Here is a 24,922-nt window from a genome sequence, read left to right as displayed (position 1 = left end):
CTACGGCTTCACGCCAGCCACATCTACAAGCCAGGTAGCCCAATCCTCGAGGCCCTGGCTTTTTTCTTTCAGGTAGTCGTAGCGGTCATAGTGCTTCGACGAAACATCGCTGAACGCATGCCCCTGGATGCGATCGCGCAATTCCTTGCTGATCCCCGCTACACCCATCAGCGTTTTGCAGGTGCGCCGCAGGTCGCGCAGCGTGAAAGGCGTCTTGAACGTATCCGGATGCCGCGCGCATAGCTTGGTCACCGCCCGCGACACGGACTGAACGTTGATCGAATTGTTCTTGTACCGGCCCATGAACGGAAAGGCCTCATCGCCGGAGATCGGTTTCAGCCGCTCCAGGCATGCGCGGCTCAGGCCGTTGAACGGCACCACATGAATCTCGCGCTCGCCTTCTACGCCCTTCTTGCTGCGAATCATGTAGTAGTCGTCGCGGTACATCGTGCGGTCTGACGCCACCACCTGCTCCGGCCGCTGCCCACCGCTGGCGATCAGGAACTTGATCAGCTCCGCCGTGACCAGGCTCAGTTCCTCGGGCAGCAGGTTCCACAGCGCCGCCAGCTCTTCCTTGCTCAGCACACGCTGGCCCGGGCGCTCCCAATCGCCCTGCACGGGAATGCTCGCCACCGGGTTATAGGTCAACCCGAACCGAACTTTCGACTTGAGGTAGTCCCGCGGGTTGTATTCCTGGTTCAGCCCGTGCTGGAACGCCGCATGCAGCTGCGACCGCACCCGGTTGCAATAGGTGGTCACCTTCGCCTTGATCATCGCGGAAATAATGTCGCGGATATCGCCGGGCTCGATGGCACTGGCCAGCTTCTTCACCAGGTGCGGGAACGGCTCAGAGACATAGTGCTTGAGCGACCATTCCACGTTGCCGGCCGAGGCCGCACCTTCGGCTTTCAGCTTGGCCACATACGAATCGATCAGGTTCTGCAGCGTGCCCTCCGCTTCACTCTGCGGCGACGCACCTTTGCACTTGTCCCGCGCAACGGTGAGCGACATCGTTGGCCACACACCGAGCTTGCGCTGCTTCTTCTTGCCGGCCACGAACCACTGGTAGTAGAACTCCTTCGTGCCGTTGGCGCGAACCTTGAGCAGCAGCACCCCTTCCCCGCGCGCCCCGCGCCCGTCGGACATCACATAGTCGCGGTCTTCTGGCTTGAGCGAACGGATCTGCTTTTCGGTTAGCATGCGTGACAGTTTCCGGTGACAGTTGTCCCGAACTAACACGAAATTCGGCGGGACAAATTGAGACTGAGCCGGAAGCCCCAGCCCATACAGGACGGGGATTGTAGCGCCTTTACGATACCTCGCGTTATACCCTGATATTTGGCCCGTTATAGATTCCCAAGCTCATGACGAGGGTTCGATTCCCTTCGCCCGCTCCAGACACCACACAAAAAAGCCCTGTTCTACAGGGCTTTTTTATTTCGTGGATCCCCTTCCTCCTCGCTGCCTCACCCGACCAAGAATTCCAGCACGCGCTGGGTGAAGGCTTCGCCAGCCTCGACGCTCGAGAGGTGGGCGGCTTCGAAGACTGCCAGTTCCGCGCCGGCAACTTGTGTCTGGATGAACTGGCCATGTTCCACGGTCGTTACCGGATCCTTGGCGCCGCAAACCACCAGGGTGGGCACTGTGATGCCGGCTAGTTGCTCACGGAAATCTGCGTCGCGCACGGCGGCGCAGTTGGCGACGTAGCCGTCCGGCGAGGTGCTGGCGATCATGTCGGTGATGCGCCGTGCAACGTCAGGCTGCTGTTCGGCGAAGCCAGGAGTGAACCAGCGCGCGATGGAGGCGTCGCGCATGTCGCGCATGGCTTGCTGCTGCCCGTTGAGTACCGTCTTGATGCGGTCGTTCCAGACCTGTTCGGTGCCGATCTTCGCAGCGGTGTTGCACAGCACTAGGCGCTGCAGCCGCGGGCCGGCATGGAGCGCCAGCCACTGGCCGATCAGGCCGCCCATCGACAGCCCGCAGAAGGTAAAACGCTCAATTCCCAGCCCATCGAGCAAGCCCAGCACGTCGCGGCCCAGCTGTTCGATGCTGTAGGGGCCAGGGCTGACGCTCGATTCACCATGGCCGCGGGTGTCGTACCGCAGCACGCGAAAATGTTTGGCGAAGGCCGGAATCTGCTCATCCCACATGCCCAGGCTGGTGCCCAGCGAATTGGAGAGCACCAGCACCGGCAAGCCTTCGGCGCCATCGAAACGGTAGTTCAGGCTGGCATCGGCCAATTTCATGGTCGGCATGGTCATTTACTCTTTTCAAACGTGATGTTCGGCCGACGTATCGTTCAACGATGCGGCCGGCCGGGATAAAGATGCGTCGAATCCGAGGCTCGGCTGGGGCGCGCCCGCTCAGCAGTGAGCGCTCACGCCAGAGCAGACTCTAGCGTGCCTGCCTCAGACCCGCTCCACCGCCAGCGCCAGGCCCTGGCCGACGCCGACACACATGGTCGCCAGGCCGAGCTTGCCGCCGGACTTCTCCAGCTGGTGCACCGCGGTCAGCACCAGGCGCGCGCCGCTCATGCCCAGCGGGTGGCCGAGGGCGATGGCGCCGCCGTTGGGGTTGACCCGCGCATCGTCGTCGGCCAGGCCGAGCTCGCGGGTCACCGCCAGGCCCTGGGCGGCGAAGGCTTCGTTGAGTTCGATCACGTCGAACTCGTCCACCGCCTTGCCGAGGCGCTCGCAGAGCTTCTTCACCGCCGGCACCGGGCCGATGCCCATCACCCGCGGCGCGACACCGGCGCTGGCCATGCCGAGCACCCGGGCGCGCGGCTTGAGGCCGTATTTCTGCACTGCCTCGGCACTGGCGAGGATCATTGCCGCCGCGCCGTCGTTGACGCCCGAGGCGTTGCCGGCGGTGACGGTCTTGCCCTCGTCGTTGACCGGCTTGAGCCTGGCCAGGGCCTCGGCGGTGGTGTCGGCACGCGGGTGCTCGTCGGTGTCGACCAGCGTCTCGCCCTTGCGGGTCTTGATGACCACCGGGACGATTTCCTCGGCGAAGAAGCCGGCCGCCTGGGCCGCCGCGGTACGCTGCTGGCTGCGCAGGGCGAAGGCGTCCTGGTCGGCGCGGTTGACGTGCCAGTCATCGGCGACGTTGTCGGCGGTCTGCGGCATGGCATCCACGCCGTACTGCGCCTTCATCAGCGGGTTGACGAAGCGCCAGCCGATGGTGGTGTCCTCGATCTTCTGGCCGCGGCCGAACGCGCTGTCGGCCTTGCCCATCACGTAGGGCGCGCGGGACATCGACTCGACGCCGCCGGCGATGGCCAGCTCCAGCTCGCCTGCCGCGATGGCGCGAAAGGCGGTACCCACCGCATCCATGCCCGAGGCGCAGAGACGGTTGAGGGTCACGCCCGGCACGCTGTCCGGCAGCCCGGCGAGCAGCGCGGCCATGCGCGCGACGTTGCGGTTGTCCTCGCCGGCCTGGTTGGCGCAGCCCATGAACACCTCGTCGATCGCCGCCGGGTCGAGCCCGGGGTTGCGCTCGAGCAGCGCCTTGAGCGGGATCGCCGCCAGGTCGTCGGCGCGCACTGCCGCCAGCGCGCCGCCGAAGCGGCCGATGGGCGTGCGCACGGCATCGCAGATGAAGACGTCGCGGCTCATTCGTCACCTCCGGCCTGGCCGTGGGCAGCCGCGGTGCGGGCTTCCAGGGCGCGCAGTGCTTCCAGTTCCTCGGCGCGCGGCGCTTCGGTGGTGGCGACCTGTTCGGCGAAGCGGATCGCCCAGCCGGTGTTCTCGATCACCTGCTCACGGGTCACGCCCGGGTGCAGCGCGGTGACGACGAACTCGTGGGTGCCGGCTTCGGGCTCCATGATGCACAGGTCGGTGATGATCGCCACCGGGCCCTTGCCCGGCAGGCCGAGCTGCTTGCGGTGCTCGCCGCCTTCGCCGAAGCCGACCGAGGTGATGAAGGCCAGCTTGTCGACGAAGGTACGGTGCGACTGCTTGAGGATGATCAGCACTTGCTTGGCACTACCGGCGATCTCCGGCGCGCCACCGGCGCCGGGCAGGCGCACCTTCGGCTGGTGGTAGTCGCCGATCACGGTGGTGTTGATGTTGCCGTACTTGTCCACCTGCGCGGCGCCGAGAAAGCCCACGTCGATACGCCCGCCCTGCAGCCAGTAGCGAAAGATCTCGCCGGTCGGTACCACGGTGTCGGCGGTCTCGGCCAGTTCGCCGTCGCCGATGGACAGCGGCAGCACCGAAGGCTTGGCGCCGATCGGGCCGGATTCGTAGATCAGCACGACTTCCGGTGCATGGGTCAGGCGCGCCAGGTTGGCGGCCTTGGACGGCAGGCCGATGCCGACGAAGCAAACGCTGCCATTGCCGAGGCGGCGGGCGGCGGCGACGGTCATCATTTCATTGGTGCTGTAGGCGCTCATCAGTTGGCCTCCCCTGCGAGCTTTTGCTTGAACTCGGCGAAATCAGCCGTGCCGCGGATGTAGTTGTCGATCCAGCCGTTGAACGCCTCGCGATCGCGGGCGATCGGGTCCCAGGCCTGATAGAAGCGGTTGTCGCGCTCGTAGTAACCGTGGGCATAGGACGGGTGCGCCCCGCCCGGCACCCGGCAGACCGCGGTCAGTGCCCAGGTCGGCAGCACGCAGGCGTTCATCGGCGCGTTGAGGTCGTCGACGATTTCTTCGACGGTGACGATGCAACGCCTGGCAGCCAGCGCGGCCTCCTTCTGCACACCGAGGATGCCCTGGATCAGCACGTTGCCCTTGCGGTCGGCCTTCTGCGCGTGGATCACGGTGACGTCCGGGCGCACGCTCGGCACGGCGGCCAGCACTTCGCCGGTGAACGGACAGGTGACCGACTTGATCAGCGGGTTGACCTTCGGCAGGTCGGAGCCGGCATAGGCGCGCAACACCGCGAACGGCAGGCCCGAGGCGCCGGCGACGTAGGCGTTGGCGAGGTCGGCGTGGCTGTGCTCCTCGATCTCCAGCGGCTGCGGCCACTGCTTCTCCACCGCATCGCGCAGGCGGTGCAGCGAGCCGACGCCGGGGTTGCCGCCCCAGGAGAAGATCAGCTTCCTGGCGCAGCCGGCGCCGATCAGCAGGTCGTAGACCAGGTCCGGCGTCATGCGCACCAGGGTCAGCTCCTGCTTGTTCTGGCGGACGATCTCGTGGGCAGCCGCAGTGGGAATCAGGTGGGTGAAGCCTTCCAGGGCAACCGTGTCGCCATCCTGGATGAAGCGCTCGACGGCTTCGCGGAGCGAGAGGAGTTCAGCCATGAGTCGAATCTCGTGTGGTTTTCATTACGCCGGATGCGTTGGAGAAAACGGTAACGGTCCAACTCACGCCTAACAATCCGATAATCGACATACCGTTCGATTATCGAACCGATTAGCACCTTCACACCAAAGCAAGATTTGCGACGCCGCGCACCGGCCGCGAGGTCCGATCGGCGCTGCATCAATGAAACAGCCGCGTGCTCAATTCGCGACTGGCTTCGAGCAGCACCGGCAGGAAACGCGTCTCCAGTTCCTGACGCGAGACACGTCCGGCATGGGTGCCGACGTTCAGCGCGGCAAGCACCTGGCCGGCAGAATCCTTGAGCGGAACCGCCAGCGAGCGCAGCCCGACTTCCAGCTCCTGGTCGATGATGACCCAGCCCTGATGGCGGATTTCCGCGATGTTCGCCCGCAGTGCCTCGGGCGTGTGCAGGGTGCGGCTGGTCTTGACCTGCAGGTCGGCGCGTTCGAGGTACTCGTCGAGCGCCGTGTCGTCCAGCGCCGCCAGCAGGATGCGGCCCATCGAAGTGCAGTACGCCGGCAGTCGACTGCCCACCGACAGGTCCACCGAAATGAGCCGCTGCGGCGTGGCCGAGCGCGCGACGTAGAGCACTTCGTCACCTTCCAGCGTGGCCATCGAGCAGGCTTCGTGCAGCTGCTCGCTGAGCCGGTCGAGGATCGGTTGCGCGCTCAGCGCCAGCGGCGTGGAAGACAGGTAGGCATGCCCCAGCGTCAGCACCTTGGGCAAGAGCGAATAGGTGCGCCCGTCAGTGGTGACGTAGCCGAGCTTCATCAGCGTGTGCAGACAGCGACGCACGGCGGCACGGGGAATTTCCGTGCGGTGGCTGATCTGCGCGATGGTCAGGTGGCGCTTGCGCTCCTGGAAGGCGTGGATCACCGCCAACCCGCGCGCCAGCGAGGTCATGAAATTGGGATCGCCGGTCAGCGCCTCGATGCGCTTGGCCGGCGAGGCGACGATGGGTGGCGCCAGCGCGGCGGGATGGATGCGCGTGTCGTCGGTCATGGCGAGGCTCCGGAAGGCGGCTGGCAGTCGGGCGATTATCGACAGCTTGCTCGATAATCGCCACTCCACTCGCCCTGAGCCGCGCGAAGTTCAGACCCGCAACGCGGCCCGCTCCCGCATGGCTTCAGTGCTCGCGTCGGCCGTCACGCTGATGTTCACGCCAGCGCCCTTGCGGCTGCGCTTTGTACAAGCCGGCACGGTGCGTCGGCTTGCCCTGCGGCCTGGGCTCCGGCGCGCGACTGTAGGATCTGGTCGGGTGCCGTCTGTCGCCGTCGAAACGTCGGTCGTGCCGGTCATAGCGATAGTCGCCGCGGTCATGGCGGCCGTCGTAACGACGGTCGTAGTCACGCGCGTGACGGTCGTAGTAGCGAACCGACGGTGCGTAGCGGCGAGAGTCGTGGCGGTCGTAGTAGTAGTAACGCGTCGGATAGCTCGAGTGACGATGATCCTGGTAGCCGCCGTAGTAATACGGCCGGTGATAGTCATGATCGCCGTGACCGTAAACCGTACAGCCACCGAGCAGGCTCAGCGCGAGAAGCAACAGGGGGAGTCGGGGCATGATTGCCTCCTGAGAAACAAGGCCGGCGTAGCGACCCTGTCAGAGCGGAACGCGGCGGGCGATGCGCCCGCCATCAAGGTCAGCAGTTGCCCTTCTTCGCCTGCCCTGGCGGACAATGCGGCGGGCCGCCATGCCCCACATCGCCGATATCGATACCGATACCCGGCAGACGCAGGCTGCAGCCGGACATCAACAGGGCCGCCAGCGCAACAGCAAGCAGGCGCGCGATCATTTAGCAGCTCCCTTTCATGCGATGGCCTGGCGGGCAGAAGCCACCACCGCCGTGACCATGACCACCGATATCCAGATGCACCGCGTCGGCATCGCCGATACGCGCATGCACACCCGGCGCGCTGAAACTGCAACCCGTCAGCCCCAGCGCTGCACTGAGTAATACGACTGTCCAGATTCTCATCGAGATACTCCTTGATTCTCAGCGGGCCATCGCCCGATCCACCCGCGCCCGCAATGCGGGGCTGGGCGAAGAATCAGACCGCAAACGAAACGGTCGCGTTCCGTTACGGGGTATTAATTCTTTCTCGATCAACGGCGTGTTCGATTGCGTTTACCGATCACGGCACGCGCGCGAGGGAGAGAGAGCCTGCAGCGGATATCTTGGAAGGTCACGCGCGGTTGCGCCGGTTATGAGCAGCCACCGCGGCGGCAGGATGCGGACGGCGAACGGGCACACGCCGATCGGCCCCGGCCGCGAATCGGGCATGGGAACCGATTCGCGACGCGGCCGGTGAGGTCGTCAGCGCTTCTTCGCGGCTTTGCCGTTCTTGCCGAGGATGTGCGAGAACACCGCGTGCAGGTCGCCCGAGGCGCTGTCTTCTTCGAGGTTGAGCTTGCTGTCGATGTGATCCATGTGATGCAGCATCAGGCGCACCGCCAGATCGGTATCGCGGGCGGCGATGGCATCGATCAGCTCGTTGTGCTCGTCGTAGGAGCAGTGCGAGCGGCTTCCGCTTTCGTACTGCGCGATGATCAGCGAAGTCTGCGAGATCAGGCTGCGCTGGAAGCTGATCAGCGGGGCGTTCTTCGCCGCCTCGGCCAGCTTGAGGTGAAACTCGCCGGACAGCCGGATGCCGGCGCCGCGGTCGCCGCGGGCAAAGCAGTCGCGTTCGTCGCTCACCATCTGTCGCAACTCGGCCAGCTGGGCGTCGCTGGCGTGCTGTACCGCGAGCTCGGTGATCGCACGCTCGACCAGCCGGCGGGCGAAGAAGATCTGCCGCGCCTCGTCGACACTCGGGCTGGCCACCACCGCGCCGCGATTGGGTCGCAGCAGCACCACACCCTCGTGGGCCAGGCGCGACAGTGCACGGCGAATGATGGTACGGCTGACGCCGAAGATTTCCCCCAGCGCTTCTTCGCTGAGCTTGGTACCGGGGGCCAGCCGCTGTTCGAGGATGGCGTCGAATATGTGCGCGTAGACGATATCGTCCTGGGTTCCGGTCCGGCCCTTGCCCGCGCGGGTTGGTTTCTTCAGCGGCTGCAGTTGTTCGTTCATCGAGAGTTCGCATCCTGGTGTCGGCAGCGCAACTTTACTGTGTTCCGCGAGCCGCTGGCAGTTCGCCGAAGCAGATTGGCGAAAATGACGCACCCCACGATTGTGCACAATCCATCACGTGAAATGCTCTGGAACGCGCATCGCGGTACTTTGGCCACTCGCTTGGCGAGGGGTCGAAACCGCCGCACGGTCCGGGTATCAGTATCGTACCGTCGCGCTTTGCCCGAATATTCCACCTTTGGTTAGATGCGATCAACGACATCCGACGCGGATTTTATAACCAATCCGCGTTTGCTTTTTTTGTATACAACATCATAATCGCGACACGCCTTTCTGACCTTTCAGTCAACTTGAGACAGATCGAGCGCACCCATCACCCGCCCTCGGGAGCACTCAGGCTCTGGGTGATCGACAACAAGAACGATGAGGAACACCCAGTGGAAAACATCACGCAGGAACAGCGGGCCACCCCGGCGCAGCACCGGGCGCCCGGCCGACTCGATCGCTTCTTCAGGCTCAGCGAACACCGCACCAGCGTGCGCACCGAGCTGCTCGCAGGCCTGACCACGTTCGTTACCATGGCCTACATCATCTTCGTCAACCCGAACATCATGGCCGAAGCCGGCGTGGACCACGGTGCCGCCTTCGTCGCCACCTGCATCGGTGCGGCGCTGGGCTGCTTCCTCATGGGGCTGTATGCCAACTGGCCGGTCGGACTGGCGCCGGGCATGGGCCTCAACGCGTTCTTCACCTACACGGTGGTCGGCGAGATGGGCTACAGCTGGCAGATCGCGCTGGGTGCGGTGTTCATCTCTGGCGTGCTGTTCGTCTTCATGAGCCTGTCGAAGATCCGCGAATGGCTGCTCAACAGCATCCCGATGAGCCTGCGCTTCGCCATGGGCGCCGGCGTCGGCCTGTTCCTCGGGTTGATCGGCCTGAAGACTGCCGGCATCGTGGTGGACAGCCCCGCCACCCTGCTGACGCTGGGTTCGTTCGGCGAGCCTTCGGCGCTGCTGGCGGGCATCTGCTTCCTGCTGATCGCCGTGCTCAGCCATCGCAACGTGTTCGGCGCGATCCTGATCGCCATGCTGGCCGTTACCGCCATCGGTTGGGGCCTCGGTCTGGTGGAGTATCGCGGCCTAGTGTCGATGCCGCCGAGCCTGGCGCCGACCTGGCTGGCGATGGATATCCTCGGTGCGCTGGACGTGGCGATGATCAGCGTGATTCTCGCCTTCCTCTTCGTGAACATGTTCGACACCGCCGGAACGCTGATGGGCGTCGCGCATCGCGCCAACCTGGTGGATGACGAGGGCCGCATCAAGGACCTGTCGCGCGCTCTGAAGGCCGACAGCACCTCCAGCGTGGTCGGCGCGTTCGTCGGCTGCCCGCCGGTGACCAGCTACGTGGAAAGCGCCTCGGGCGTCGCCGCCGGCGGCCGCACTGGCCTCACCGCGATCACGGTCGGCGTACTGTTTCTCGCCGCGATGTTCCTCGCCCCGCTGGCCGGCATGATTCCGGCCTACGCCACCGCCGGCGCGCTGATCTATGTGGCCATGCTGATGATGAGTGGCATGGCGCACATCGACTGGAAAGATCACACCGACACCATCCCGGCCATCGTGACCGTGGTGATGATGCCGCTGACCTTCTCCATCGCCAACGGCATCGCCCTGGGCTTTCTCACCTATGCCACGCTGAAGCTGTTGACCGGCCAGCGCGATAAGGTGTCGATCAGCCTGTACGTGCTGTGCGTGATCTTCATCGCCAAATTCGCGTTCCTCTGAGCGGGGTACGCATCACCGCCTCGTCGCATCGCGGCGGGGCTTTTGCATTTGTCAGGAGGAAGTGATGAGTCTGGAAACCTGGTTGTTGTATGCGAGTGCGGCGCTGGTGGTGATTCTGATCCCCGGTCCGCTGTCGCTGCTGATGATCAGCAACAGCCTGAACTATGGGGTGCGCCGTTCGTGGCCGGCGTTTCTCGGCGGGGTCACCGCCTCGATCCTCCTGCTCAGCGCCTCGGCACTGGGGCTCGGCGCGATCCTGCTGGCGTCGGAGCGACTGTTCAGCACGCTCAAGCTGATTGGTGCGCTGTACCTGTTCTATCTCGCCTGGCAGAGCTGGCAGGAGGCACGCCAGGCCCCCGCCGCGCGATCAATCGAAACCCCGGCACTGGCACCGCGCTTCGGCCGGCTGTTCGGACGGGCGTTCATGCTGGGCGGCAGCAACCCCAAGGACATCCTGTTCTTCGCCGCCTTCCTGCCGCAGTTCCTCAGCGCCGAGCAGCCGCTGCTACCGCAGTTGCTGGTGATGATCGCGACCTGGGCGGTGCTCGATCTGTGCTGCAAGCTGGCCTACGGGCTGGGCGCGCAAGGCGCAGCGCGGTACCTGCGCACCGGACGCGGGCACGTGTGGTTCAACCGCACCAGCGCGGCGCTGTTTGGGGGGGCGGGGGCGGCGTCTCTGATGAGTCGGTGACCTGGCTGGCTGGGTAGCGGCGGCTCGGGCCGCGACGCATAGCAACGCCTCAAGTTCTCTCGGCTGGCCAGAGGGGTCGCAGGGTGGAAAACCATGCAGCGTTTTCCACCTTGGTGGGTTTCGGCGCGTGTCTCGGTGTGTATGACGTCGCGCTTTCCTCGGCTCGGGCTACAGGTTGCGCCTCGCACGGCGCCTCACTTTTCTTTGCACGCGGATCGCCGCCCGGCGCAAAGAAAAGTAAGCAAAAGAAAGCGCGCCCCTTCATCCGGGTCCGGGAGCTGTGCTCCCAGACGTCCCTCCTTCCGCCAGCACTCCGGGGACCGGCGTACAAGGGCCATCCCTGGCCCTTTACGCCTCTCGCGGCATCCATGCCGCTCGCTCCCCTGCGTGCTGGCTCCACTCGGCCTGCTGCAAGGGGAAAGTGGTGTCGCCTGCCGGGCTGTGCAGGGAAAAGCGAAAAGCGAAGCCGGCTTTCGATCCTTCAGGCGACTCGGACTCCCTTCCCCTTCAGGAGGCCGAACGCAGGCGTTACGCAGGGGGACGCGAGGCATGGACGCAGAGCGAGGAACGAAGGACGGGGCCGCCCAGGCGGGACGTCCCTTCGTGACGTGCCCCTGGAGCAATGCCGGAGTGAGGGAAGTCTGGTCGCGCAGCGGCCAGACCCGGATGTAGGGGTCGCGTTCTCTTTGGTTACTTTCTCTTGGCGAGACAAGAGAAAGTGACGCCATGGGAGGCGCAACCCGTAGCCAGAGCCAAGGAAAGCGCGACGTCATCCACACCGAGACACGCGCCGGAACCCGTCAAGGTGGAAAACGCTGCGCGGTTTTCCACCCTACGATTCACCGACACCATAGGAAGCTAACGCCGAGCAACGCGCGACCTGTAGCCCACACCGCGCGCCTCCACCCCCCATAAAAAACCCGCCACAAGGGCGGGTAAAAAGGGACTCAGGGAGAGTCATTGCACGGCAAACGGAATCAGCTACCCCGATAGGTGGAATAGCTATACGGCGAAATCAGCAGCGGCACGTGATAGTGATCCTGCCCGGCATCGATGCCGAACCGGAGCACCACTTCATCGAGAAACGCCGGCGCTCCCAGCGTCACACCGCGGCGCCGGTAGTAATCGCCCGCCTGGAAATGCAGCTGGTAGACGCCCGAGCGGTAATCGCCCCCTTCCAGCAAGGGGCTGTCGCAGCGGCCGTCGGCATTGGTTTCGCGGGTGGCGACCAGCTCCAGGCCCTGCCCCTCGACGCGAAACAGCGTCACCTTGATGCCGCTACCCGGACAACCGTGCGCCGCATCCAGTACATGTGTGGTCAAACGTCCCACGAGCACCTCCGCTTGTTTGAAAGTGGGTTGAGGATAGCCAAGCCGGCGCAAAATATTCAAGACAATATTCGTATATTTTGTATACACAAAAGACACGCCACGCTTTCCACCCTCCGCCCTATCACCCATCGCATCGGCAGCGCTTAAGCCAGCGGTATATAGCAGACTGCCATAAGACGGCAGGCGGCACGCTCGGCGTTTTTATGGTTTACATTGGGTAATCTATTTTGTATACAATCAGGCCATCCGGTCGCGCTGCTGCGACCCGCCATACAGGACCCATCGCCGTGAGCGCCGACTACCCCCGCGACCTAATCGGTTACGCCAGCAACCCGCCCCATCCCCAATGGCCAGGCGAGGCCCGCATCGCCCTGTCCTTCGTACTCAATTACGAGGAAGGCGGCGAACGCTGCGTGCTGCATGGCGACAAGGAATCCGAGGCCTTCCTCTCCGAGATGGTCGCCGCGCAGCCGTTGCAGGGCGTGCGCCACATGAGCATGGAATCGCTCTATGAATACGGCAGCCGCGCCGGCGTGTGGCGTCTGCTCCGGCTGTTCAAGCGCCACGACATTCCGCTGACCATCTTCGCCGTCGCGATGGCCGCCCAGCGTCATCCAGAGGTGATCAAGGCGATGGTCGCCGACGGCCACGAGATCTGCAGCCACGGCTACCGCTGGATCGACTACCAGTACATGGACGAGGCCGAGGAGCGCGAGCACATGCTCGAGGCGATCCGCATCCTCACCGAACTGACCGGGGAACGCCCGCTGGGCTGGTACACCGGCCGCACCAGCCCCAACACCCGGCGCCTGGTACGCGAGGAAGGCGGCTTCCTCTATGACTCCGACACCTACGACGACGACCTGCCCTACTGGGACCCCGATTCGGCGCCGGTCAAACCGCATCTGGTGATTCCCTACACGCTGGACACCAACGACATGCGCTTCACCCAGGTGCAGGGCTTCAACAGCGGCGACGACTTCTTCAATTACCTGAAGGATGCCTTCGACGTGCTCTATGCCGAAGGCTGCGAAGGCGCGCCGAAGATGCTGACCATCGGCATGCACTGCCGCCTGCTCGGGCGCCCGGCGCGCATGGCCGCGCTGGCCCGCTTCATCGACTACGTGAAGGGCCATGAGAAGGTCTGGTTCGCCCGCCGCGTCGATATCGCCCGCCACTGGCACGCCACTCACCCCATGACTGCGGAGCGCAACGCATGAGCGCGTTCAAGACCATCAAGCCTTCGACTCTCGACCGCGACGCCTTCGTCGCCGCCTTTGCCGATGTCTACGAGCACTCGCCGTGGGTCGCCGAAACCGTCTTCGACGCCGGCGTCGACGCCACGCTGGACGACGTCGAGGTCATGCACCGCCGCCTGTCGCAGGTGATGCTCGCCGCCGACCACGCCACCCAACTGGCGCTGGTCAACGCTCACCCGGACCTCGCCGGCAAGGCCGCGATTCGCGGCGAGCTGACCGCCGCCAGCACCAGCGAGCAGGCCGGCGCCGGCATCCACGAATGCACCGCCGAGGAGTTCGCCCGCTTCACCGAACTCAACGATGCGTACAAGGCCAGGTTCGGCTTCCCCTTCATCATGGCGGTCAAGGGCAGCGACCGGCACCAGATCCTCGCCGCGTTCGAGGAGCGCATCCACAACAGCCCCGAGCAGGAATTCGCCCGGGCGCTGGCGGAGATCAACAAGATCGCCCGGTTCCGGCTGGAGGCGATGTAACAGGCAATACCGCAACACAGGCAACAAAGGCAGAAACCGCTCAATTCCAATCAGGGCAGATGACATGAAAGCTTACGCCGCACCCTTCGAAAAATACGTCAACCTGGCCGACGCCCGCCTGGGCACCCGTGCCATTTCCGTCACCGATGACTGGTTCGCCGATGTCAACCGGATGTTCCAGCCCGGTCCGGCCGTATGGAAGGAGGGCGTGTTCGATGACAACGGCAAGTGGATGGACGGCTGGGAGTCGCGCCGCAAGCGCTTCGAGGGTTACGACCATGCGGTGATCCGCCTCGGCGTGCCGGGCTGGATCAAGGGCGTGGACATCGACACCAGCTTCTTCCGTGGCAACGTACCGCCGTCGGCCTCGCTGGAAGCCTGCTTCGTCGCCGAGGGTGATCCGAGCGATGACACGGTCTGGACGGAAATCCTCCCGGCGGTGGACCTCAAGGGCGACAGCCACCACTACCACGAGATCGCCTGCGAGCAGCCGGTCAGCCACCTGCGTTTCAACATCTACCCGGACGGCGGCGTGGCGCGCCTGCGCGTACACGGCATCCCCTATCGCGACTGGTCGAGCATCGGCAACAACGAGCAGGTCGACCTGGCCGCCGCGCTCAACGGCGGTCGCGCGCTGGCCTGCTCCGACGAGCACTTCGGCCGCATGAGCAACATCCTCAACCCGAACCGCGGCGAGAACATGGGTGACGGCTGGGAAACCGCCCGCCGCCGCACGCCGGGCAATGACTGGGTCATCGTCGCCCTCGGCCATCCGGGCCAGATCGAGCGCATCATCGTCGATACCCTGCACTTCAAGGGCAACTACCCGGACAGCTGCACCATCCAGGCGGCCTACGTGAAGGGCGGCACCGACAGCCAGATCGAGACGCAGAGCCTGTTCTGGCGCGAACTGCTGCCGAGCCAGAAGCTCTCCATGCATGCCGAGCACGAGTTCGTCGAGCAGATCGCCAAGCTCGGCCCGGTAACCCACGTGCGCCTGAACATCTTCCCGGACGGCGGCGTCAGCCGACTGCGCCTGTTCGGCAAGGTGGCCCGCTGAGCCACGGGTAGGGCGGCGCGCGTCGCCCTGCCATCCATCCCATAACTAACGAGAATGCCATGCGTACGCTGACCATCGAACCGCTGACCAAGGAAGCCTTCGCCCCCTTCGGCGACGTCATCGAGACCGAGGGCAGCGACTATTTCATGATCAACAACGGCTCCACCCGCCGCTATCACAAGCTGGCGACGGTGCAGACCGCACAGCCGGACGATCGCGCCATCATCAGCATCTTCGCCGCCGAAGCGCTGGAGATGCCGCTGGTCATCCGCATGCTGGAGCGTCATCCGCTGGGCAGCCAGGCCTTCGTGCCGCTGCACGGCAACCCCTTTCTGGTCGTGGTCGCGCCACTTGGCGATGCACCTGTACCGGGCCACGTCCGCGCATTCGCCAGCAATGGCAGGCAGGGCGTCAATTACCACCGCGGCGTCTGGCACCACCCGGTGCTGACGATCGAAAAGCGGGATGAATTCCTGGTGGTCGATCGCAGCGGTTCTGGCAACAACTGCGACGAGTACTTCTTTACAGAGGATCAGCAACTCCTCCTCGACCCCCAACCCTAATAAGAAAGCCCGACCGTTCTCTGCGAAGGTCGGGAAGAGGTGCGTAAAAATGGATGCTCATCTGACCGAATGGCTAAACCTGGGAATCCGCTGGATTCACATGATCGTCGGCATCGCCTGGATCGGTGCTTCGTTCTATTTCGTCTGGCTGGAGAACAACCTCAACCGCAGCAACCCGCGCGAAGGGCTGTCGGGTGACCTCTGGGCCATCCACGGCGGCGGTATCTACCATCTGGAGAAATACAAGCTGGCTCCCCCGCAGATGCCGGAGAACCTGCACTGGTTCAAGTGGGAGGCCTACACCACCTGGCTGTCGGGCGTCGCCCTGCTGCTGGTGGTCTACTACCTCAACCCGAGCCTGTACCTGATCGCACCGGGCGTCGAGCTGTCCCCCGCCGCTGCGGTGGCCATCGGCTTCGGTTCGCTGATCGTCGGCTGGTTCATCTATGACCTGCTCTGCGATTCGCCGTTGGGCAAGACCCCGGCGCTGCTCGGCCTGGTACTGTTCGTGCTGGTGATCACCGCCTGCTGGGGCTACACGCAGATCTTCAGCGGCCGCGCGGCCTACATCCACACCGGCGCGCTGCTCGGCACCATCATGGTCGGCAACGTGTTCCGCATCATCATGCCGGCGCAGCGCGCACTGGTCGCCGCCATCGAGCAGAACCGCACGCCTGACCCGGTGCTGCCGGCCAAGGGCCTGCTGCGCTCGCGGCACAACAACTACTTCACCCTGCCGGTGCTGTTCATCATGATCAGCAACCACTTCCCGAGCACCTACGGCAGTCAGTACAACTGGCTGATCCTCGCCGGTCTGGCGGCACTCTCGGTCCTGGTGCGGCACTTCTTCAACACCCGCCACGACAGCAACCGCTTCGCCTGGGCACTGCCGGCAGCAGCCGTCGGCATGGTCTGCCTCGCCTTCGTCACCACGCCGAATCGCCAGCCGACCGCGCCGAACCTCGCCGCCACCCCGGCCGAACGCGCCAGCGCAGCGGCCGCCGCCCATGCGCAGAGCTCGATGTTCGAGGAGGTCACCGAGGTGATCCACGAGCGCTGCACCGTCTGCCATTCGGCCAATCCGAGCAGTCCGATGTTCAGTGCGGCGCCGGCTGGCGTGATGTTCGATACCCCTGAGCAGATCCGTCAGCAGGCCGCGCGCATCCATGCGCAGAGCGTCGCCAGCCAGATCATGCCGCTGGGCAACATCACTCAGATGACGCAGGACGAGCGAGACCTGCTTGCCAGCTGGATCGCCCAGGGCGCCAGCATCGAGTGACACCCCCGGGCCGTACCTCTTCGGGTACGGCCCGATCATTCCTATAAAAGCCAACGCTGCACGACGAAATACCCGGCCCCTTCTCGAGGGCGCTATCGCGAAAGCCAACAACAAGAATCGCCCGAGGTGTTTTGATGAACGACCAGAATCCGCCCGCCGAGCGGCGGTTGCCGCCCCTGCAACTGCTGCTGGTGAGCCTGCAGCACGTGCTGCTGATGTACGGCGGCGCCGTTGCCGTGCCGCTGATCATCGGCCAGGCGGCCGGCCTGTCGCGCGAGGAGATCGCCCTGCTGATCAATGCCGACCTGCTGGTGGCGGGCATCGCCACGCTGGTGCAATCGCTGGGGATCGGCCCGGCCGGCATCCGCATGCCGGTGATGATGGGCGCCAGCTTCGCCGCGGTGAGCAGCATGGTGGTGATGGCCGGCATGCCCGGCGTCGGTCTCACCGGCATCTTCGGCGCGACCATCGCGGCCGGCCTGTTCGGCCTGCTGATCGCCCCCTTCGTCTGCAAGATCGTGCGCTTCTTCCCGCCACTGGTAACCGGCACGGTGATCACCTCGATCGGCCTCTCGCTGTTCCCGGTGGCGGTCAACTGGGCCGGCGGCGGCAGCGGCGCGACGCAGTTCGGCGCGCTGCACTACCTGGGCGTGGCGACTGCGGTGCTGGTCACGATCCTGCTGATCAACCAGTTCATGCGCGGCTTCTGGGTCAATGTCTCGGTGCTGATCGGCATGGCGCTGGGCTACGTGCTGGCCGGCATGCTGGGGATGGTCGATCTGTCCGGGCTGGCGCAGACGCCGGGGCTGCAGGTGGTGACGCCGAACCACTTCGGCGCGCCGACCTTCTCGCTCGCGCCGATCCTGTCGATGTGCCTGGTGGTGGTGATCATCTTCGTCGAGTCGGCGGGCATGTTCCTCGCGCTCGGGAAGATCACCGGCGAAAGCGTCGACCCACAGCGCCTGCGCCGCGGGCTGCTGTGCGACGCTGGCGCGACCTTCTTCGCCGGCTTCATGAACACCTTCACCCACTCCTCGTTCGCGCAGAACATCGGCCTGGTGCAGATGACCGGCGTGCGCAGCCGCTATGTCACGGCACTGGCCGGGGTCATCCTGATCAGCCTCAGCCTGCTGCCCAAGGCGGCGTTTCTGGTTGCCTCGATTCCGGCCGCGGTACTCGGCGGCGCCGGCATCGCCATGTTCGGCATGGTTGCCGCCACCGGCATCAAGATTCTCCAGGAAGCCGACATCGCCGACCGGCGCAACCAGCTGCTGGTGGCCGTGAGCATCGGCCTGGGCATGGTGCCGGTGATCCGTCCGGAGTTCTTCGCCCAGCTGCCGCAGTGGATGGAGCCGATCACCCATAGCGGCATCGCCGTGGCGACCATCAGCGCGGTGACGCTCAACCTGCTGTTCAACGTGCTCGGCGGTACCGAGCGCAGCCTGCTCACCGGCGCCAGCCACTAGTACCCCGCCCGTCGATCACGAAGCCCGCCATTGGCGGGCTTCGTACTTTTCGCGAAAACGAATTGCGATCGATCATCCACGGATTCGCCGGCTTGGCTAAAATGCGCGCCCCGCCACCGCCGCCGGACACCTTCCCCGATGATTGAAGCCAGCTGGATCGCCTTCGCCTTCACCCTGGGCCTGATCGCCCGCGCCATCGGCCTGCCGCCGCTGATCGGCTACCTGGGCGCCGGCTTCGCCCTGGCGGCAGTGGGCGAGCACGTCGGCGTCGGCCGCCAGGACGGCGTGATCCTCCAGCATCTCGCGCACCTTGGCGTGCTGTTGCTGCTGTTCACCGTCGGCCTCAAGCTCAAGTTGGGCAACCTGGCGCGCCGCGAGGTGATCGGCGGCAGCCTGCTGCACTTCGCCATTTCCAGCGTGCTGGTGCTGCCGGCGATCGTGCTGGTCTTCGATGCCAGCTGGCAGGAGAGCCTGCTGCTGGCCATCGCGCTGTCGTTCTCCAGCACCGTGCTGGCGGCCAAGGTGCTGGAAGGCAAGCGCGAACTGAAGGCCTTCCACGGCCGGGTGGCGATCGGCGTGCTGATCATCCAGGACCTCATTGCGCTGGTGGTGATGAGCCTGGCGGCGGGCCAGGTGCCGTCGCCCTGGGCGCTGCTGGTATTTCTGCTGCCGCTGCTGCGTCCGCTGCTGTTCCGCCTGCTCGATCACAGCGGCCACGAGGAGCTGTTGGTCCTGCTCGGCCTGATGCTGGCGCTGGTGGTTGGCGGCATGGGTTTCGAGGCGGTCGGGCTGAGTTCGGAACTCGGTGCGCTGGCCTTCGGCGCCATGCTCGCCAAGCACAAGCGCGCCACCGAACTTTCCAACTCGCTGTGGGCGATCAAGGAAGTGTTCCTGGTCGGCTTCTTCCTGCAGATCGGCATCGGCGGCCTGCCGGATACCAACGCGATGATCTTCGCCACGGTCGTGGCGCTGCTGCTGCCGCTCAAGGGCATGCTGTTCTTCTTCCTGTTCCTCAGCTTCCGCCTGCGCGCACGCAGCGCGTTCCTCAGCGCCTCGAGCCTGACCAACTACAGCGAATTCGGCCTGATCGTCGCCAGTGTGGTATTGCCGCAATGGCTGACGCCGCTGGCGATCAGCGTGGCGCTGTCGTTCGTGATCTCCGCGCAGCTCAACCGTATCGTCCACCCGGCCTATGAACGCCTGGCCAAATGGCTGATCCCGCTGGAACGCAATACCCGCCATCCCGACGAGCAGCCGGTGTCGCTGGGCGATGCGCAAATCCTGGTGATGGGCATGGGCCGGACCGGGCGCGCTGCCTACGATCACCTGCTGCGCAAAGGATTTCGCCTGGTCAGCCTGGACTCCGACCCGGTGATGGTCGAGCGCAACGTCGCCGAAGGCCGCAACGTGTTCTTCGCCGACGCCGAGGACCAGATGTTCTGGCAGAACCTGCAGATGAACGACGTGAAGGCCGTGGTGCTGGCGATGAACGATGCCGAGGCGAAGATTATCTCCACCACCAAGCTGCGCTCGATCGGCTTCAAGGGGCTGATCGTCTCCCACGCGCTGTACGAAGACATCGCCGAACGCATCCAGGCGGCCGGCGCCGATCACACCTACCTGACCATGACCGAAGCCGGCACCGGCCTCGCCGAGAACGTCGCGCGGGAATTGCTGCCCGAAGAGGTGCGGCCCGCCGCCGAACGATTGGTCGGATGAACGGCAGGAATAATTGTGCACAATCCGTACATCTTGTTGTTTAAAACACTGTGCACAGGTTGTTATAGTCTGCCCATCCCGCGTTCCCTCTCGCTGTGCGGCGCGCGGGTGTCGGAGGCGCCGTGAAGCCTCTCAAGCCGAACAACAACAAATAAGGCAGGCTTAACCATGACCGCAATCCGCAGCGCTGCCGCTCGCCATCGCCGTACCGGCCGAGCAGCCCATGCCCACCCGCCCGATTTCTTCCACGCATCCTCGTCTTCCGACGATGCGTTCGCGGCGCCATCGCTTCGCGCCCTTGCGCCGCCCGGCGCATCACCGACAATACGCGCCGCTCACTGCCCGGCTTCACGCACGAAGATTTCCACAGGGACCACCACCATGCATTTCAAGACCGCCCCGCTCTGCCTCGCCCTCGCCGGCAGCCTTCTCGCCGCCCCCGCGATGGCCGGTGATGCGCTGCTCTGGCAGGACAACAGCCTGACCTACCTGTACGGCAAGGATTACAAGATCGACCCGGACACCCAACAGACCATCACCTTCGAGCACGCCAGCGGCTGGACCTGGGGTGACATGTTCCTGTTCGTCGACAACATCTGGTACAACGGCCCCAACGGCAACGACGGCCACACCTACTACGGCGAGTTCAGCCCGCGCCTGTCGCTGGGCAAGATCAGCGGCCAGGACTTGTCGTTCGGCCCGATCAAGGACGTGCTGATCGCCGCTACCTACGAGCGTGGCGAAAGCCAGGCCGACGGCACCCCGAACCAGAACTACCTGCTCGGCCCGGCGGTGGACCTCAACGTACCCGGCTTCGACCGCCTGGCCCTGAACCTCTACTACCGCAAGCCCGACGGCAGCACTGGCAAACCCTCCGGCCAGTGGCAGCTGACTCCGACCTGGGCGATGACCTTCCCGGTAGGCAAGTCGGACATCCTCTTCGACGGCTTCATCGACTGGGTGATCAACGACGCCGGCTCCGAACGGCGCGGCGACTTCATCTCGCGGAACCTGCACATCGTGCCGCAGATCAAGTACGACCTGGGCAAGGCGCTGGACTACACCCCGGGGCGGCTCTATGTCGGTATCGAGTATGACTACTGGTCGGACAAGTACGGCATCGAGGACGGCGGCTACGTCAGCCGCAACTTCGTCGGCAAGACTGATCAGAACACCTTCAGCGCCATCGTCAAGGCGCATTTCTAAGGTCTGATGCGGGCCGGATGCGGCAAAGAAAAAGGCGACCTGCGGGTCGCCTTTTTCGTGGTTCGGCCAGTGTTGTCGTAGAGCACGATTACCGAGCGCACTCGGTAATCAGCGTGCTGCAAAGCGGTCGCCACGCGCCGGCAATCCGCCCCTACCAGCCCACCAGCAACCCCTTACAACCGGAAACTCCCCATCTGCCGCCCGAGGTCCTCGGCCAGCTGCGACAACGCCTGGCAGTCGCTGCGGCAGGCCTGTACATCGCGCGCCGTGGCCTGGGCCAGGTCGGCGATACCCTGCACGTTACGGGTGATCTCCTCGGTGACACTGCTCTGCTCCTCGGTCGCCGCGGCAACCTGGGTGTTCATGTCACTGATGGCCTCGACCTGCTCGGTGATCGCGCCCAGCGACTGACCGGTGCGCTGGCTGGCCTGCACACCGGTGCCGGTGGCTGCCTGCCCGGCGTGCATCGAGGCGACGGCATTGTCGGCGCCGCTCTTGAGCCGCTGGATCATCTGCTGGATCTCGTCGGTCGAGCCCTGCGTGCGGCTGGCCAGCGTGCGCACCTCGTCGGCGACCACGGCGAAACCACGGCCCATCTCGCCCGCCCGTGCCGCCTCGATGGCCGCGTTCAGCGCCAGCAGGTTGGTCTGCTCGGAAATGCCCCGGATAACCGCCAGCACCTGATCGATCGACGCCACCTGCTGCGCCAGTTCGGTCACCGAGCCGGCCGCCTCGCCGATCTCGCCGGACATCTTCTCGATATGCGCGATCGACTCGCCGACCACCCGGCGCGCCTGCACGGCCTCGTCACGCGCGCCTTGCGAAGCCTGCGCCGCGCTGCTGGCATTACGCGCGATCTCCTGCACGGTCAGCCCCATTTCATGCACGGCGGTGGCCACCATGTCGGTCATCTCGTGCTGGCGGCCGGCACGCGTGGCGGTGTTGTCGACCACCTGCGCGACCTGGCCGACGGCGCTGCGCAGCCGCTCGCTGGTGGTAAGCACATCGCCGATCAGTTCACGCAGGCTACCGAGAAAGCGGTTGAAGCCGCGCGCCAGGTCGCCCAACTCATCGGCTCGGCTTTCATCGAGACGCCGCGTCAGGTCACCACCGCCGCCGCCGATCTCCACCAGCGCCGCGGTTACCTGGCGGATCGGTCGCACCAACCCGCGCGCCAGCAGCACGATCACGCCAAGGAACGCCAGCCCGACGGCCGCACCGATCAGGCTGGTGATCCACAGCGTGCGCCGTGCTTCGCCGAAGATCTCGGCTTCGGGCACCTCGCTGACCAGCCACCAGCCGAGCGCTTCCAGCGGCTGCGCCATCGCCAGGAATGCCTCGCCGTCGCGCTCGAAGCGCACCACCTTGCCGCCGCCGCTGCGCAGTTCGCCGGCCGCCGTATCGCCGGTCAGCTCGGCCAGCGCCACGCGGTCGTTGTTTTCGTTGCGCGGATGCACCTTGACCCGGCCGTCGGCACCGACCAGATACACCTCGCCACGCTCGCCGAAGCGGAAATTGGCCACCAGCTCGGACATGCTGCTCAGGCTGTAGCCCAATCCGGCGACGCCGAGGGTGCGGCCATTGGCGCTGATGCGCTGGTTGATGAACAGCGTCGGCTGGCGAGTGGTCTTGTCGATGTCGATCTCGAAGCGTTTATCCACGCCGCTGTCGATCAGGCTGTAGAACCAGGCGTCGCCGGCCGCTGCGCGCGACAACGTGCGGCTCAGGCCGGTCTCGGAATAGTAGTGGCCGCTGTCGAGCACGGCGATCGAGGTCGTCAGTGCGTTCTGCTGCGTCTTCACACCTTGCAGGTAGCGGCCGATGGCCTGCGCCTCGCTCGCGTCCTCGCCGGCCGCAAGCCAGTCATGCACCAGCGTATTGCCGGCAATCCCGGCCGTTGCGGTAACCGGCCCGCTGAGCGTGCGCTCGATATCGTTGCGGATGGCGGTGATGTTGGCTGGCAGGGCTTCGCCGATCAGGTAGCGCTCGGCAAGCCGGTCGACGGCCGAGGCATACACCAGGATCACGATCAACAGGCTGGCCAACAGGGCCGCGCCCATGCTGACAGCCAACTGCCATTGGATACTGCGTTGCATGAAGCGCATGGCATGACTCCGACTTTATAGGTATTAACGATTATTCTGTGGACAATCTTGTATACCGAGAGCACAGCTCGGTAAGTCGCTATCGGCCTGCGCAAGCGTTTACTTGAGACCGCTCGTCCATTACCAAACCCCATGCGGTCAAGGGTTGATGGGGCATATCCGGTTTGCGCGCCGAACACCACCAATGGGATAGCGCGCTCGTCACGACACTACCTGCGGAAGCGTTGTCCGATGAGTGGAACCTCTCAACGATATTAATGTATACAATCTTAATAAACTTTGTCTGGAGAATTTCGATGCCGATGCCTGCCTGGTGGCTACTCGCCCTTCCCCTGCTCGCGGGTGCGATGTTGCCGCTGCAGGCCGGGATGAATGGCGAGGTGGCACGCCAGCTCTCCAGCGTGATGAACGCCGCGCTGGTGTCGTTCGCCGTCGGCACGCTGGCGCTGCTGTGCATCGTGCTGTTCCAGCGCGATCCGCCCACGCTGCAGGGGCTGCGCGGAATCACCTGGTGGCACTGGAGCAGCGGCCTGCTCGGTGTCTTTCTCATCGCCACGGCGGCGTACGCCGCGCCACGCGTGGGCGCCTCGCTGTTCATGGCGTCGCTGCTGGCCGGGCAATTGCTGATGGCGCTGCTGCTCGACCAGTTCGGCTGGGCCGGCTATCGCCAGGCGCCGATCAGCCTGAGCAAGGTGGGCGGCATGCTGCTGGTGTTCACCGGCGTCTGGCTGATCCGGCGCGGATGACCGCACGACTCCGCATCAAGCACCTGCGTGCCGTGCTGGTATGCCGGTGCGCAACGCAGCGCATCGCCGGTCGCGCGCGGGTTCGTATCGCAGTGATTGATGAGAGGAAAAAGCTGTACACCTGACTGAGCGCACTCGGGTGCCGAATCGCCCCTGCAGTTCGCCCTTGTTGGAACCGCCTCGCTGCAGCAGAATTTCCGCACTTTTGCCCAGCGCTCGTCATTGAGCAGTCCCGGGTCGGTACCGACCGGCCCCGCCGCGGAAATCGAACAATCCATGTCCAGTATCCGAGAGCGCAACAAAGAACTGATCCTGCGTGCCGCCAGCGAGGAATTCGCCGAGAAGGGCTTCGCCGCCACCAAGACCAGCGACATCGCCGCGCGCGCCGGGCTGCCCAAGCCCAACGTCTACTATTACTTCAAGTCGAAGGAAAACCTCTACCGGGAGGTGCTGGAGAGCATCGTCGAGCCTTTGCTGGAGGCCTCGGCACCGTTCAACCAGCCGGGCCACCCGGCGGATGTGCTGCGCGCCTACATCCGCACCAAGATCCGCATCTCGCGCGACCACGCCTGCGCCTCGAAGGTGTTCGCCAGCGAGATCATGCATGGCGCGCCGCACCTGTCGCCGGAGCGCACCGCCCAGCTCAATGCGCAGGCGGCGCACAACATCGCCTGCATCCAGCGCTGGATCGATCAGGGCCTGATGAGCCGGATCGCCCCTCATCACCTGCTGTTCAGCATCTGGGCGGCGACGCAGACCTATGCCGATTTCGACTGGCAGATCAGCACCGTCACCGGCAAGGCGCAGCTCGACGACGCCGACTATGACGCCGCCGCCGAAACCATCATCCGCCTGGTCCTCAAAGGCTGCGAAATCACCGAGCCAGCCGCACCGTCTGCGTGA

At 64.9% G+C, this 24,922-nt stretch carries 24 protein-coding genes; 12 read left to right on the top strand and 12 right to left on the bottom strand.

The window, feature by feature from the left end:
* The 10 genes from AC0ZJQ_RS05345 to AC0ZJQ_RS05300 form a co-directional block, all read right to left on the bottom strand.
* Window positions 1-1,146: a tyrosine-type recombinase/integrase gene (locus AC0ZJQ_RS05345; RefSeq protein WP_476477423.1), complete on the bottom strand. Its 1,146-nt coding sequence runs from the start codon at window positions 1,144-1,146 to the stop codon at window positions 1-3.
* A gap of 320 nt (window positions 1,147-1,466) precedes the next feature.
* Entirely contained in the window at window positions 1,467-2,255 is a 789-nt protein-coding gene (gene pcaD, locus AC0ZJQ_RS05340; protein WP_476477422.1) for a 3-oxoadipate enol-lactonase, read from the bottom strand.
* Between the two features lie 153 nt (window positions 2,256-2,408).
* On the bottom strand, window positions 2,409-3,614 hold the full coding sequence (pcaF, locus tag AC0ZJQ_RS05335) for a 3-oxoadipyl-CoA thiolase (protein ID WP_314019817.1): 1,206 nt from the start codon (window positions 3,612-3,614) through the stop codon (window positions 2,409-2,411).
* Window positions 3,611-4,393 carry a CoA-transferase subunit beta gene (locus tag AC0ZJQ_RS05330; protein ID WP_476477421.1) on the bottom strand — a complete coding sequence of 261 codons (783 nt, stop codon included), beginning with the start codon at window positions 4,391-4,393 and terminating at the stop codon, window positions 3,611-3,613. The genes pcaF and AC0ZJQ_RS05330 overlap by 4 nt, the downstream gene beginning before the upstream one ends.
* Entirely contained in the window at window positions 4,393-5,244 is an 852-nt protein-coding gene (locus tag AC0ZJQ_RS05325; RefSeq protein WP_476477420.1) for a CoA transferase subunit A, read from the bottom strand. The genes AC0ZJQ_RS05330 and AC0ZJQ_RS05325 overlap by 1 nt, the downstream gene beginning before the upstream one ends.
* A 181-nt stretch (window positions 5,245-5,425) precedes the next feature.
* Window positions 5,426-6,268, bottom strand: coding sequence for an IclR family transcriptional regulator (locus tag AC0ZJQ_RS05320; protein WP_476477419.1), 843 nt, complete (start codon window positions 6,266-6,268; stop codon window positions 5,426-5,428).
* 124 nt (window positions 6,269-6,392) lie between these two features.
* On the bottom strand, window positions 6,393-6,827 hold the full coding sequence (locus AC0ZJQ_RS05315) for a hypothetical protein (RefSeq protein WP_138299410.1): 435 nt from the start codon (window positions 6,825-6,827) through the stop codon (window positions 6,393-6,395).
* Between the two features lie 79 nt (window positions 6,828-6,906).
* A complete protein-coding gene (locus AC0ZJQ_RS05310) occupies window positions 6,907-7,059 on the bottom strand; it encodes a hypothetical protein (protein WP_178091716.1) in 153 nt (50 codons plus the stop codon).
* The gene (locus AC0ZJQ_RS05305; protein WP_008566751.1) at window positions 7,060-7,242 is read right to left on the bottom strand and encodes a hypothetical protein; all 183 of its coding nucleotides are present in this window, start codon (window positions 7,240-7,242) and stop codon (window positions 7,060-7,062) included.
* Window positions 7,243-7,581: 339 nt separating this feature from the next.
* On the bottom strand, window positions 7,582-8,337 hold the full coding sequence (locus tag AC0ZJQ_RS05300; protein WP_476477418.1) for a GntR family transcriptional regulator: 756 nt from the start codon (window positions 8,335-8,337) through the stop codon (window positions 7,582-7,584).
* Window positions 8,338-8,774: 437 nt separating this feature from the next.
* Between AC0ZJQ_RS05300 and AC0ZJQ_RS05295 the strand changes: the two genes are divergently transcribed.
* Both AC0ZJQ_RS05295 and AC0ZJQ_RS05290 read left to right on the top strand, forming a co-directional pair.
* Window positions 8,775-10,121 carry an NCS2 family permease gene (locus AC0ZJQ_RS05295; protein ID WP_102827738.1) on the top strand — a complete coding sequence of 449 codons (1,347 nt, stop codon included), beginning with the start codon at window positions 8,775-8,777 and terminating at the stop codon, window positions 10,119-10,121.
* A 64-nt stretch (window positions 10,122-10,185) separates the two neighbouring features.
* On the top strand, window positions 10,186-10,812 hold the full coding sequence (locus AC0ZJQ_RS05290; protein WP_476477417.1) for a LysE family translocator: 627 nt from the start codon (window positions 10,186-10,188) through the stop codon (window positions 10,810-10,812).
* A 977-nt stretch (window positions 10,813-11,789) separates the two neighbouring features.
* Here the strand turns inward: AC0ZJQ_RS05290 and uraH are convergent.
* Window positions 11,790-12,143 (bottom strand): hydroxyisourate hydrolase, encoded by a 354-nt coding sequence (gene uraH / locus AC0ZJQ_RS05285; protein WP_138299408.1) that lies wholly within the window; start codon window positions 12,141-12,143, stop codon window positions 11,790-11,792.
* Window positions 12,144-12,430: 287 nt separating this feature from the next.
* Between uraH and puuE the strand changes: the two genes are divergently transcribed.
* From puuE to AC0ZJQ_RS05245, 8 genes are all read left to right on the top strand, one after another.
* The gene (gene puuE / locus AC0ZJQ_RS05280) at window positions 12,431-13,363 is read left to right on the top strand and encodes an allantoinase PuuE (protein ID WP_008566758.1); all 933 of its coding nucleotides are present in this window, start codon (window positions 12,431-12,433) and stop codon (window positions 13,361-13,363) included.
* Window positions 13,360-13,875: a 2-oxo-4-hydroxy-4-carboxy-5-ureidoimidazoline decarboxylase gene (gene uraD / locus AC0ZJQ_RS05275; protein WP_008566759.1), complete on the top strand. Its 516-nt coding sequence runs from the start codon at window positions 13,360-13,362 to the stop codon at window positions 13,873-13,875. The genes puuE and uraD overlap by 4 nt, the downstream gene beginning before the upstream one ends.
* Before the next feature lie 64 nt (window positions 13,876-13,939).
* Window positions 13,940-14,935, top strand: a complete 996-nt coding sequence (gene alc, locus AC0ZJQ_RS05270; RefSeq protein ID WP_476477416.1) for an allantoicase — start codon at window positions 13,940-13,942, stop codon at window positions 14,933-14,935.
* Window positions 14,936-14,994: 59 nt separating this feature from the next.
* Complete coding sequence (locus tag AC0ZJQ_RS05265; protein ID WP_008566761.1) at window positions 14,995-15,498, top strand: ureidoglycolate lyase; 504 nt, start codon at window positions 14,995-14,997, stop codon at window positions 15,496-15,498.
* Between the two features lie 49 nt (window positions 15,499-15,547).
* Complete coding sequence (locus AC0ZJQ_RS05260; protein WP_008566762.1) at window positions 15,548-16,777, top strand: urate hydroxylase PuuD; 1,230 nt, start codon at window positions 15,548-15,550, stop codon at window positions 16,775-16,777.
* 134 nt (window positions 16,778-16,911) lie between these two features.
* Window positions 16,912-18,243, top strand: coding sequence for a nucleobase:cation symporter-2 family protein (locus tag AC0ZJQ_RS05255; RefSeq protein ID WP_234301967.1), 1,332 nt, complete (start codon window positions 16,912-16,914; stop codon window positions 18,241-18,243).
* A 138-nt stretch (window positions 18,244-18,381) separates the two neighbouring features.
* Window positions 18,382-19,962 carry a cation:proton antiporter domain-containing protein gene (locus AC0ZJQ_RS05250; RefSeq protein WP_476477415.1) on the top strand — a complete coding sequence of 527 codons (1,581 nt, stop codon included), beginning with the start codon at window positions 18,382-18,384 and terminating at the stop codon, window positions 19,960-19,962.
* A gap of 381 nt (window positions 19,963-20,343) precedes the next feature.
* The gene (locus AC0ZJQ_RS05245) at window positions 20,344-21,168 is read left to right on the top strand and encodes an outer membrane protein OmpK (RefSeq protein WP_476477414.1); all 825 of its coding nucleotides are present in this window, start codon (window positions 20,344-20,346) and stop codon (window positions 21,166-21,168) included.
* Window positions 21,169-21,341: 173 nt separating this feature from the next.
* On the opposite strand, the gene AC0ZJQ_RS05240 is transcribed toward AC0ZJQ_RS05245, so the two are convergent.
* Window positions 21,342-23,273, bottom strand: coding sequence for a methyl-accepting chemotaxis protein (locus tag AC0ZJQ_RS05240; RefSeq protein WP_476477413.1), 1,932 nt, complete (start codon window positions 23,271-23,273; stop codon window positions 21,342-21,344).
* 296 nt (window positions 23,274-23,569) lie between these two features.
* Here AC0ZJQ_RS05240 and AC0ZJQ_RS05235 point away from each other — a divergent pair, with 296 nt between their 5' ends.
* Together AC0ZJQ_RS05235 and AC0ZJQ_RS05230 are read left to right on the top strand one after the other, a co-directional pair.
* Window positions 23,570-24,019, top strand: a complete 450-nt coding sequence (locus tag AC0ZJQ_RS05235; protein WP_008566768.1) for a DMT family transporter — start codon at window positions 23,570-23,572, stop codon at window positions 24,017-24,019.
* Window positions 24,020-24,295: 276 nt separating this feature from the next.
* Window positions 24,296-24,922: a TetR/AcrR family transcriptional regulator gene (locus tag AC0ZJQ_RS05230; protein ID WP_476477412.1), complete on the top strand. Its 627-nt coding sequence runs from the start codon at window positions 24,296-24,298 to the stop codon at window positions 24,920-24,922.

It is taken from the genome of Stutzerimonas sp. 21-1 (assembly GCF_056336065.1).
The sequence above is the reverse complement of the archived record's forward strand: the minus strand, read 5'-3'. Positions and strand labels throughout refer to the sequence as shown.